The following is a 10,780-nucleotide window of genomic DNA, read 5'->3' as shown; positions in this document are numbered from 1 at the left end:
TGATAAAACCACAACCCCCCCCCACCCAACCCCCCCCCCCCGGGGCCCCCCGTCGCCGCCCCCCCCCGCCCCCCCCCCCCGGCCCCCGCCCCGGGGGGTTCCGCCCCCCTCCCGCGCCGCACCCCCCGCGGCCCCGTGGCCGGTTCACACCGGCCACGGGGTTTCCCGTGCCGCGCCCGAGACGAGGTCGCGGGCGCGGGTCCGGCGATCGGGAGTCCGATCAGTCGTCGTCGAACACGAAGCGGCCGTTGGTGTTCCTGTTCGACAGGAAGTTGTGGTTGTTGTTGTGGTTGTTGATCCGTAGCTTGAAGCGCTGGTGGCCGCCGCGGTGGCCCCAACCTCCCCAGCCGCCGCAACCGCCGCCGCCGCAGCCGCAGCGGCGGCCACAGCCACCGCCGCCCCAGGTCGGGAAGGCCGCCGCGGTGACCGCGGCGGTCGACGCGGAGGCGCTCGCGGCGGTGGTCGCCGCCCCTGCGCCGACGACCCCTCCGGTCAGCGCCACGCTGAAGGCGATCCCGGTGATGACACTCTTGAACTTGGGCATTGCTTTTCCCCTCGAAAGGTTCAATTACCCCGATTACCGACATTTCTTGATCAGTCGGAAATCACTAGAGATGGAGACATGTAAGCCATCCCGCTTGTCATACTTTCCTGCCACGTCTGCCCATAAACGGTAATTCAATCCTTTTACGCATCGATTGTCCGTTTATGGCGGTCATTAAACTCTGACGGATTGCTTTATGGCGAAATGTCCTTTATGTCCCACGAGGGATTCAACGCCCCTCCGCTGCCGGGCCTCCCGGCTCACGGTCGGCCGGGCCCCCTCCTCTCTCAGGAAGGGCGCGCGTCGATGCCGTAGGCGTGCAGCGCGGAGACCATCCAGCGCGAGAGGCGTACGTGGCCGACGAGGGTGGGGTGGACGCCGTCGGGCAGCACCGCCCCGCGCCCCCAGCCCCGGCCGTGCGGGCCGAGGGCCTCGAACGGGTCGAGGAAGGACACCTCCTGCCGGTCGGCGGCGAGCGCGACGGCCTCCCGCACGCCGTAGGCCCACCGGGGTGCCTTCGTCATCCAGATCGGACCGACCAGCACGATCCTGGTATGCGGCCACCTCCGCCTGGCCAGCTCCACCAGCCGGACGGCCGCGTTCTCGATCCTCGCGGCCTCGACCCGGCGGTCGTTGCGCCCGCCGGAGATGATGAGCATGTCGGGTTCGGGACGCCAGGAGAGCTCCTTGACGAAGGAGTCCTGGAAGGTCCGGCCCACCCTGCCGGGGTTGACGAAGCCCGTCCCCGCGGCGCCCGCGGTGATCAGTTGCCAGCCCAGCTCCCGCGCGACCCGGGCCGCGTAGCCGTCCCATCCTCGTACCGGACCCGACCCGACCGTGAAGCTGTCACCGACGATCATGACGAGCGGAGCCCGGGACGCCCAGGCGGGCGGGGATTTCGTACCGGCGGTCATCGGCGTGGCCAGACCGCTTCCGGCGCTACATCCCGAAATAAGGGAAGAAATCGCTACAAGGAATGCGGCCGCGAACGCCCACGGTCGGCTACGTACGGGCGCGCGCATACCACCTCAGGAAACGTCAGGCTCCCGACATGATTGCAGATGTCCACCGGTGGTGGGGAGGGGTCAACTGACATCGGAAGGGCCGACGGACCAGGTGTTGCAGTAGGCGATCCTGGCGTACTTCCAGCCGTGGTCGAGCCAGGCGGCGTAGCGCTCGCCGCTGCCGTGGTCGCGCCGGGCACCGCCGTTCTGGTCGTCACCGCGCCCGTACTCGGTGCGCAGGACCTCCTGCCAGCGGGCGTTGGTGACTCCCAGCGGGACCCGTACGGTGCGGGCGAAGGCTCCGGCGAGGCACTGCGCCTGGAGTTCGCTGCGGCGGGAGTGGGAGTCCTGGGCGGCACGGGACCTGTCGGAGACCTCCCACCACCAGGCTCCGCCGATGCCCGCCATGCTCTGCACGTGGTGCGCGTACTCGTGGGCGAGCACGGTCATGTAGGGCACGTGGTTGGCGGCGGGGTCGAGGTCGCCACTCTGCTCGATCACATGGCTCAGACCGATGTACATGCCCCGGTTGGACGGGCAGTAGTAGGCGGAGGCGTTGGCGTCGGGGTACGTCCCGCAGGGTCCTCGCCCCTGACGGGACCAGTAGACCCTGCGGGCCGGGAGGAAGAGCGCGCCGGCCTGGGAGAACTTCGCCGACCACGCCCGGTCCAGGCAGTCGGTGACGGCGTTGAGATAGGAGAGCATCTCGCGGGGCCGGGTCGAGGGCCGCGGGGCACGGCACGAGGTGGGACGCATCAGGCCCGTGCCGTACAGCGGGTTGCGCTTGAGCCGGGCCGCGGTGTCCGAGCGCCGCATCTGGCGGAGGTCGACGGCGGTGCTCCTTCCCGCGGCGTTCCGTTTCGCGGCGACCGGCGTGATCTCGGCGTCGCCCAGCGAGCCGAGGTTCAGCTTCTCCGGCGGGGTGAAGTCCGGCGTGGTGACCTCGCTGTCACCCGTCTGCTGGGGGGCGGCGCTCCTCGTCGCCACCGGGGCGGTCCCCGGCGCGGCGGGAAGCTCGACATCCTTCTCACCGGCCAGACTCGCGATCACCACGACCGCGGTGAACGCCGTGGCGAGCACCCCGAGCACGCCGAAGGCCAGCGGGTTCGCCCCCCGTGAGCGCATGCGACCGCCCCTCCAAAGAGTTGATCTACGGGCGGCAATCTAGCGGATGTAACCACATATGGGTTTATAAGCGGGAAAAAATGGATACGGGGTGGTCCGTCACAGGCCGGTGGATCTCGCTAAGCTCCCGGCACATGGCGGCATCTTTCTCGCACCGAGCAGCCGGAACCCTGGCCGCGACGGCGATCCTCGCGCTCACGCTCGGCACGTCCCTCGCCCTCGCGTCCCCCGCCCTGGCGAGCGGCCCGACCGGAGCGGAGTCCTCCCGGACCGTGCGAACCGAGGCGGCACCCCCCAAGGCCTGGCGGACCGAGGCGGAGCCCCACTCCTCTCGGACCGGACGGAGCATCCGTGCCGCACGTTCCGCGCAGGCCGTCCGCTCCACGCAGGACGGCAAGGTGACCAGCACGACCGTCCAGCTGGAGCTCCGGCAGGACGGTGTGCTCCACGTCAGGGAGGAGGTCGTCTTCGAGGGTGACGCGCCGTCGCGCGACCTCGTCGCCCGGACCCGCTACGACGATCGCAGCGATCGCCTCTACCAGGTCACCGGCCTCAAGGGCGACGCCACGCTGACCGGCGAGACCATCACCCTGAAAGGATCGGGAAGCGCCACCCTGGAGTACGACGTCCTGGGCGCCGTCACACCGCTCGCCGACGCCCAGGAACTGCGCTGGTACGCGGTGGGCGCCTGGTCCGTTCCCGTGGAGCAGGCCAGGGTCAGCGTGAGCGGGCCGGCCACGACGCAGAACCTGTCGTGCTTCGCCGGCCCCCTCACCTCGGCGATCGCCTGCACCGAGGCGTCCATGGACCACACGGGCGTCGCCGCCGAGTTCGGGCAGCAGGACCTCGGCGCCGGTGAGGTGCTCACCGTGGTCGTCGGTTACCCCGCCGGCGCCACCAAGGGGGCACCGGTCCTGGAGCGCCGCTTCGAGCTGTCCAACGCCTTCACCCTGAACGCCGTCACCGGCGGCGCGCTGGCCGGCCTGCTCCTGCTGCTGCTCGGCGGCCTCGGCCTCCTCTACTGGACCAGGGGCCGCGACGCCCGCGTGGTCGGCCACGAGTCGGGCTCGCTCAGCGGCGTCGAGAACGGTCACTTCGCCCCGCCGGACGGTGTCCGCCCCGGCCAGATCGGCACCCTCATGGACGAGCAGGCCGACGTGATCGACGTGACCGCCACGATCGTCGACCTGGCCGTGCGGGGCTACCTCAGGATCGACGAACAGCCCCGGCAGACGTACGAGACCCCCGACTGGAGGCTCGTGCGGATGCCCGCCGCCCAGGTCGCCTCGCTGCTGCCCTACGAGCGGGAGCTCTACGACGCCATCTTCGACGGCCGTGACGCGGTGCTGCTCTCGGAGCTCCAGGGATCGTTCGGCGCCAAGCTGGGCAGGGTCCGCGAGGCGCTCTACCGCGACGTGGTCACGCAGGGCTGGTTCGCCCGCCGCCCCGACACCGTCCGCACCCGCTGGACGACCCTCGGGGTGGTCCTCACCGGGCTCGGCGTCCTCGCCACCGTCGGGCTCGCCTGGCTCACCACGTACGGGGTGCTCGGCCTGGCCCTGATCATCGCCGGTGCCGCCCTCGCGGTGGGCGGCCAGTACATGCCCGCCAAGACCGCCAAGGGCGCGGGCGCCCTCGCCCACACCATCGGTTTCAGGGAGTATCTGTCCAGCGCCGACCTCGGCGGGGACGTCCCCGAGGCCCAGCGGGTGGAGCTGTTCTCCCGCTACCTGCCCTACGCCGTCATCTTCGACAACGTCGACCGCTGGGCCCGCGTGGTCTCCTCGGTCACCGGCAACGGACAGCAGGCCGACAACCTGTACTGGTATCACGGCCCGGCCGAGTGGGACCTGTCCAGGTTCGCCGACTCGATGCGGACCTTCACCATGACCACCTCGGGGGCGATCTCCACCACCCGCCAGTTCCGCTCCCTCTGAGAGCCCCCTTACACGAGCCCGTACGCGAGCCCCGGGCGGCTATCGCACGCGGACCTCGCCCACCGGACGCCCTCCGCCGAGCACGACCCCGGTGGCGAGCTCGTCGAGTCCCGGGGCCTCGAAGCCGAGGGCGGTCAGGGCCGCGACGGTGACCGGGACGCGGGCACGCTGGCCACCGTCCTCGATCTTGACGGTTCCCGAGCGCCCGTCGGCGAAGACGAACGCGTCGAAAGCCTCCGCGCCGGCCTTGACCAGCAGCCCGGGAACCGCCCGCATCAGCCGGGCCTCGGGGCGGGTGGTCCCCGACGTCCACTCGGGGTGGGCGCGGAACGCGTCGGCGACGCGACGCTCCGGGGAGTCGGGATCGGCGAGGACGAGGGCGCGGAACGCCCGGGTCACACCCAGCATCGAGACGAAGAACAGCGGTGCGCCGCAACCGTCCACCCCGCTCGCGGCGACGCGCTCGCCGGTCAGTTCCTCGATCGTGGCGCGCACGGCCCGCTGCAGCGGATGCGCCGGGTCGAGGTAGGTCTCCAGGGGCCAGCCGTTGGCCACGCAGGTGGCCAGCATCGCCGCGTGCTTGCCCGAGCAGTTCATGTAGACCCTGGCCCGGCCCCCTCCTGAACGCAGCACCTCCTCGCGGGAGGCGACGTCCTCCGGCAGGTCCGCGGGACAGCCGAGCGCGCTCTCCTGCAGCCCCGCCCCGGCCAGGATCCTCCGTACCCCGTCCACGTGGAACGGCTCCCCCACGTGACTCGCGCACGCCAGCGCGAGCAACTCCCCCTCCAGGGGGAGCCCGGCGCGGACCATCCCGAGCGCCTGCAGGGGCTTCATGGACGAACGCGGCGACACCAGGGCGTCCACCGCCCCGTGAACCCTCACCAGCGACCCGTCGGCGGCCACCGCGAGCATCCGCGCCCGATGGGTGGACTCCACGAACCCCGAGCGGACAACCTCGACGAACAACGACTCAGCAGACACCTTTGTCTCCTTTCGCCCGAAGTCTAGGGACGCCCGGGGACACGGGATGATGGGGGTATGCGTGCGGTCGTACAGCGGGTGAGTTCCGCGTCGGTGGTGGTGGACGGCGCGACGGTCGGGGCGATCGACGAGCCGGGGCTGCTCGTCCTGGTCGGCGTGACCCATACCGACACGCGCGCCGAGGCGGCCAGGCTCGCCGCCAAGCTCTGGGGCCTGCGGATCCTCTCCGGCGAGAAGTCCTGCTCCGACATCGGCGCGCCACTGCTGGTGGTCAGCCAGTTCACCCTGTACGGCGACGCCCGCAAGGGCCGCCGTCCCACCTGGCAGGCCGCCGCCCCTGGACCGGTCGCCGAGCCGCTGGTGGAGGCGGTCTGCGCCGAACTGCGCGCGCTGGGCGCCCGCGTGGAGACCGGGGTGTTCGGTGCCGACATGAAGGTCGGGCTCACCAACGACGGCCCGATCACCCTGATTCTGGACATCTGACCCCGCGCGCCCCGGAGGCCACAGCCGAGGAAAGGACGGTGTCACGGCACCCGGGGCCCGGGACCGCGGCGCCGGCATTCGAGTACGGGAGCGGCCGAGGACCGTACCGCGACATCCGGGCGGGCCGGAGGAGCCCACCCGGGACGCGACACCGTCGGGAGATCAGCGGATGCGGCGGCGCAGGCTCGGGTCGATCTGGACGTTGCGTCCGGCGTCCGGCGGCACGATGACCTCCTGGGACGCGGCCACCCCCGCGGCCTCCAGCGTGGCGTCCACCGGCACGGTCCGCTTGACCACGGCGAGCGCGACCGGCCCCAGCTCGTGATGGCGCGCCGAACTCCCCACGAAACCGATCTCCGCCCCGTCCAGGGTCACCGGCGCACCGTGCTTGGGCAGGGTGTCGACGCTGCCGTCCAGGTGCAGGAAGACCAGGCGGCGGGGCGGGTGGCCCAGGTTGTGGACGCGGGCCACGGTCTCCTGACCCTTGTAGCAGCCCTTGTTGAGGTGCAGGGCCGAGCCGATCCAGCCCACCTCGTGCGGGATCGTCTTGTGGTCGGTCTCGAAGCCCAGGCGGGGACGGTGCCCCTCGATCCGCAGCGCCTCGTACGCCCAGAGCCCGGCGAGGCCCAGCCCGAGCCGCCCGGCGAGCAGGTCGCGCGGGAGCAGGATGTCCTGCCCCACGGCGACGGCGCCCTCGGGCAGGTCGGGGCGCGCCTCCCCGGCCACGGAGACCACGGCGTAGCGATCCGTCACGTCGGCGACCTCGACCCTGAGCATGAACCGCATCTTGTCGAGGAACGCGGCCACCTCCGCGCCGGTGCCCGGCTCGACGTGCGCCCACACCGCCTCGCCGTCGTCGACGAGGACGAGGTGGTGCTCCACCCTGCCCTGGGCGTCCAGCAGCAGCGTCTCGGTGGGCCGCCCCGGTTTCAGGTCGTCGAGTTTCTGCGAGCTGAGGCTGTTGAGCCAGCTCAGACGATCGGGTCCGGAGATCCGGACGACCTCGCGGTTGCTCCGGTCGACCATCGCCTCCCCGGCGAGCAGCGCGCGCTGCTCGGCGAACGGGTCGCCGTAGTGTCCGGCGACGTCGGCGTCGGGGCTCTCGGCCGCGACCGCGCCGGGAGTGTCCAGCAGAGGGCTTCGCATGAACACAGCCTACGAGGCTCCGCCAAAGAGCACGGCGGCGACTCTTCCCACAGACGGGTCCCGGCCTGCGCGACACACCCCGGCGGCTCGGCGGCTCGGCTCAGTGGCTCGGCGGCCGAAGCGCGACGAGTCCCGGCCCCGGGGTCCCGCCGGTCCGGCGACGATCTCCCCGGCGGCTCAACGGCACTTGCGGCAGCGGCCGAAGACCGTCAGATGGTGCACATCGGTGAGGAACCCGAGCTTCTGGTCGAGGTTGGCGACGAAGTCCTCCACCAGGTCGGGGCTCACTTCACTGATCTCCCCGCAACCGCGGCAGACCAGATGAACATGATCGGCCTCGGACGTCAGGTGGTAGGTGGGGGCGCCGTGCCCGAGATGGGAGTGGGTGACCATGCCGAGCTCCTCAAGGAGCTCAAGGGTCCGGTAGACGGTGGATATGTTCACCCCGCGAGCGGTCTCCCGCACCCGGTTGCAGATCTCCTCCGGGGTGGCGTGCTCGCAGGCCTTGACCGCCTCAAGCACCAGCTGGCGCTGCGGAGTGACCCGGTAACCGCGCGCCCGGAGTTCCTCATGCCACGACGTCTCGGTCATATACAGAGTCTATGAGCACCGAGGCTCCCCTCGTCCTCCCACGGCCCGACCGCCTGTACCGGTGGATTCGCCGCTGTGGAGGCGGTCAACTCACCGGATAGGTGTCGAGCAGGCCGCACATGCCCAGTCGGCCACGGTCGCGTGGCTCTGCCATCTGGTGGACCTGCGCCTCGGCCAGGTGTGGCGCTTCGCCGCGAGCGAGCGCGTCGAGCTGATGTCCGGTCTCGTCGGCCGCCCGCAACGCGCCGTCGCGCCATTTCCGCCGCCAGTCGTCCACGTGCGGCCGGACGAGGCGGATCGCCGCGGCATGGAACTCGCGCAACGGGGTGAGATCGTCGGCCAGCGCGGCGGCCCGCAGCCGCTCGAACCCGCGTACGGCGAGGTCACGCCGAGCATAGGCGGCGGTCACGTCCGCGCCTGGCGCGCCGCCGCCGGGCAGCGCCACGGCGGCAGCGTACGTCGCGGGGTCGGCGAGCAGGTCCGGCGGAAGGGTCAGCACGGCGTCGCCTGCCTCGGGAAGACCGCTGTTCTGCATGAGGACGACGATCTCCAGGCCGCCGTTGTTGACCAGCCGGTGAATCGTGCCCGGAGCGAACCAGACAACGGCCCCCGGACGCAACCGGGTCTCCCGGTATCCGGAAAGCGTGAGCGTCTGCACGAGCCCCGATCCGGATATCACCACGTACGCCTCGGCGCAGGCCAGGTGCAGGTGAGGGGTACCGCCGATCTCGCCGTCCGGAGCGATCGAATCGTAAACACAGAGCCGGGAGACTCCGACCCCGCCCGGCAGCGGTGTGACTCGCTCCGTCGACATGCTCATCGGCATCACCTTTCTCGGGGAGAAATTTCTCAGGAAAGGGCTTTCCAGTTATGGCTCGACGCTAATACCACGCACCGGCACCGTCAACACCGGCCGCCCACTCCCCCGGGCCGCACCGGGTCGCTCATCGAGCCGGTCAAGGTCGCTGCCCGGCCATCGGTCACCGACGGCCACGCCAGAGGTGCGACACGGTGGCCAACGACGCCAGCGCCAGGCCGGCCACCCCCGCGACCGGGGACCCCGCCACGGTCAACGCGGTCGCGACCAGGCCGGCCGGCAGCCAGGTCCAGGTCGCGACCGGCCGGGGCGACCGGCCGCGCCGACGCCGCCACGCCTCCGTCGCCATCGGGATGATCAGTGGCGGCAGGATCGCCCCGAGCACCGACAACCAGGGCAGCAGCAGAAGGTCGAAGCGGACCGTGGCCAACAGCGCACCGGGTACGGTCACCATCAGCATGGCGGCCGAGTTCGACATCGTCGGACGGACCGCGCGCAGCGCCAGGGCGCCCGAGTAGGTGGTGGTCAGCGCGGGCGCGAAGACCCCGGCCGTGACGAACAGATTGGCGTACGACGAAAGACCGTCGGCGTCTGCCAGCGCCGAGACCACGTCGGTGGAGCCGGTGTGCAACCAGACCCCGGCGCCCGCCGCGATGACCACGACCGCCGGGGCGACCAGCAACAGGACGCACCGGACGAGGTCCCGGCGGGTGGAGAGACCACGGCTGAAGTCGGGTGCGCGCAGCGCGAAGACCGACACGTAGCCGCCGATGACGGCGATGTCGGCGGCCACGCCCAGGCCGCCCAGCCCACCTGGACCGCCCATCGACAGGGTCACCGGCGGCGTCGCCGGCCGCAGCAGCGCCACGCATACGGTGACCAGGGCGAGTGCCGCCAGCGTGGTGAGCACGGCGATCCGGTTGCCGGCCGCGGGCGAGGCGTAGGACACGGCCAGGACGGCTGCCGCGAGCAGTAGCGCGCCCATCGGTCCGGGGATGCCGAACACCGCGGCCAGGGAGGCGCCGCCCAGCCCGACGTTGAAACCATTCCACCCGATCATCGCGGCGCCGAGCACCCAGCCGAGCAGGAGCCGCCCGGCCGCCGGCAGATACCGGGGCGCGACCTCGGTCAGCGTCCCGCCTTCCCCGTACGGCGGCCGTACCCCCAGGGCCCCCTGGCCGAAGAGCAACAGCGCCATCAGCGCGGCGCCCCCGGCCAGGCCGAGCACCGGCACGGCGCCGCCGTGCCGGTGCGCGATCCCGGCGCCCAGGATCAGCGCGGCGGGCGCCGCACCGAGTCCGAGCCACGCCCCGGCGGCGTCGGTCCACCGCCTCGGCGCGTGGCTGTCGGTCAGTGGTTGGCTCCCGAGCCGAGGAGTTCGCGGATCTGCGTGGCCAACCGGTCGAACCGTTCGTCGGACATCACCTGCGCGTAGTCCCGGTCGAGGGGCAGGTCGACGGGGAGAGTGCGCACGATGCGGCCCGGACGCGGGCTCATCACCTCGACCCGGGTGCCGAGGAACACCGCCTCGGCGATGGAGTGGGTGACCAGGACGATGGTGGTCCCGGTCTCCTGCCAGATCCGGTTCAACTCGGTGTTGAGCTGCTCGCGGGTCAACGCGTCGAGCGCTCCGAACGGCTCGTCCATGAGGAGCACCGGCGGTTGGTGCAGCAGCGCCCGGCAGAGGGCCACCCGCTGCTGCATGCCGCCCGACAACTCGTGCGGGAGCGCGTTCTCGAAGCCGGTCAGGCCGGTGAGCTCGATCAGTTCGTCGGCCCGGCGGGCAGCCCATGCCCGGTCCAGCCCACGCATCTCGGCCTGCAGCAGGATGTTCTTCCGCACACCTCGCCACTCAAGCAGGGCCGCCCGCTGGAAGACGAAGCCGATGTCCTTCTGCGGCTGGGTGACCGGCCGGCCGAGGAGGGCGACCGTACCGCTGGTGGGCTTGACCAGACCGGCGATGATTTTGAGCACGGTGGATTTCCCGCACCCGGACGGTCCCACGATCGTGATGAACTCGCCCGCGTCAACCCGTAGGGTGACGTTGTCGACCGCCAGGGTCTGGGATCGTTTCGACTGGAACTGGACGGTCAGGTCGGTGATGTCGATCGCGGTGTCGGTCAGCGTCGCTGCGGCTGTGGTCATCGCCGCC

Annotated in this window: 11 protein-coding genes; 2 read left to right on the top strand and 9 right to left on the bottom strand. The window is 71.3% G+C overall.

Annotated elements, in window-relative coordinates; translation table 11 throughout:
• Positions 1-220: 220 nt before the first annotated feature.
• The 3 genes from AB0B96_RS38030 to AB0B96_RS38020 form a co-directional block, all read right to left on the bottom strand.
• Positions 221-544: a hypothetical protein gene (locus AB0B96_RS38030; RefSeq protein WP_362906800.1), complete on the bottom strand. Its 324-nt coding sequence runs from the start codon at positions 542-544 to the stop codon at positions 221-223.
• Positions 545-831: 287 nt separating this feature from the next.
• On the bottom strand, positions 832-1,458 hold the full coding sequence (locus AB0B96_RS38025) for an SGNH/GDSL hydrolase family protein (protein ID WP_362906798.1): 627 nt from the start codon (positions 1,456-1,458) through the stop codon (positions 832-834).
• Positions 1,459-1,629: 171 nt separating this feature from the next.
• Positions 1,630-2,673, bottom strand: coding sequence for a neutral zinc metallopeptidase (locus AB0B96_RS38020; protein WP_362906796.1), 1,044 nt, complete (start codon positions 2,671-2,673; stop codon positions 1,630-1,632).
• Positions 2,674-2,807: 134 nt separating this feature from the next.
• Between AB0B96_RS38020 and AB0B96_RS38015 the strand changes: the two genes are divergently transcribed.
• On the top strand, positions 2,808-4,610 hold the full coding sequence (locus tag AB0B96_RS38015; RefSeq protein ID WP_362906794.1) for a DUF2207 domain-containing protein: 1,803 nt from the start codon (positions 2,808-2,810) through the stop codon (positions 4,608-4,610).
• Between the two features lie 39 nt (positions 4,611-4,649).
• Here AB0B96_RS38015 and AB0B96_RS38010 read toward each other — a convergent pair whose 3' ends face one another.
• A complete protein-coding gene (locus AB0B96_RS38010; RefSeq protein ID WP_362906792.1) occupies positions 4,650-5,591 on the bottom strand; it encodes an asparaginase in 942 nt (313 codons plus the stop codon).
• 57 nt (positions 5,592-5,648) lie between these two features.
• Here AB0B96_RS38010 and dtd point away from each other — a divergent pair, with 57 nt between their 5' ends.
• On the top strand, positions 5,649-6,074 hold the full coding sequence (dtd, locus tag AB0B96_RS38005; RefSeq protein ID WP_350943120.1) for a D-aminoacyl-tRNA deacylase: 426 nt from the start codon (positions 5,649-5,651) through the stop codon (positions 6,072-6,074).
• 162 nt (positions 6,075-6,236) lie between these two features.
• On the opposite strand, the gene AB0B96_RS38000 is transcribed toward dtd, so the two are convergent.
• The 5 genes from AB0B96_RS38000 to AB0B96_RS37980 all read right to left on the bottom strand — a co-directional run bounded on the left by AB0B96_RS38000 (position 6,237) and on the right by AB0B96_RS37980 (position 10,773).
• Complete coding sequence (locus AB0B96_RS38000; RefSeq protein ID WP_362906790.1) at positions 6,237-7,220, bottom strand: glycine cleavage T C-terminal barrel domain-containing protein; 984 nt, start codon at positions 7,218-7,220, stop codon at positions 6,237-6,239.
• 177 nt (positions 7,221-7,397) lie between these two features.
• Positions 7,398-7,811 (bottom strand): Fur family transcriptional regulator, encoded by a 414-nt coding sequence (locus AB0B96_RS37995; RefSeq protein ID WP_350943118.1) that lies wholly within the window; start codon positions 7,809-7,811, stop codon positions 7,398-7,400.
• 85 nt (positions 7,812-7,896) lie between these two features.
• Positions 7,897-8,631, bottom strand: a complete 735-nt coding sequence (locus AB0B96_RS37990) for a cupin domain-containing protein (RefSeq protein ID WP_362906788.1) — start codon at positions 8,629-8,631, stop codon at positions 7,897-7,899.
• A gap of 160 nt (positions 8,632-8,791) precedes the next feature.
• Positions 8,792-9,862 carry a hypothetical protein gene (locus tag AB0B96_RS37985; RefSeq protein WP_350943114.1) on the bottom strand — a complete coding sequence of 357 codons (1,071 nt, stop codon included), beginning with the start codon at positions 9,860-9,862 and terminating at the stop codon, positions 8,792-8,794.
• Between the two features lie 116 nt (positions 9,863-9,978).
• The gene (locus tag AB0B96_RS37980; protein WP_362906785.1) at positions 9,979-10,773 is read right to left on the bottom strand and encodes an ABC transporter ATP-binding protein; all 795 of its coding nucleotides are present in this window, start codon (positions 10,771-10,773) and stop codon (positions 9,979-9,981) included.
• Positions 10,774-10,780: the final 7 nt, after the last annotated feature.

The sequence above is a fragment of the Streptosporangium sp. NPDC049046 genome (assembly GCF_040649155.1).
Classification (GTDB): Bacteria; Actinomycetota; Actinomycetes; order Streptosporangiales; family Streptosporangiaceae; genus Streptosporangium.
This window is presented reverse-complemented; position numbering and strand designations above follow the sequence as displayed.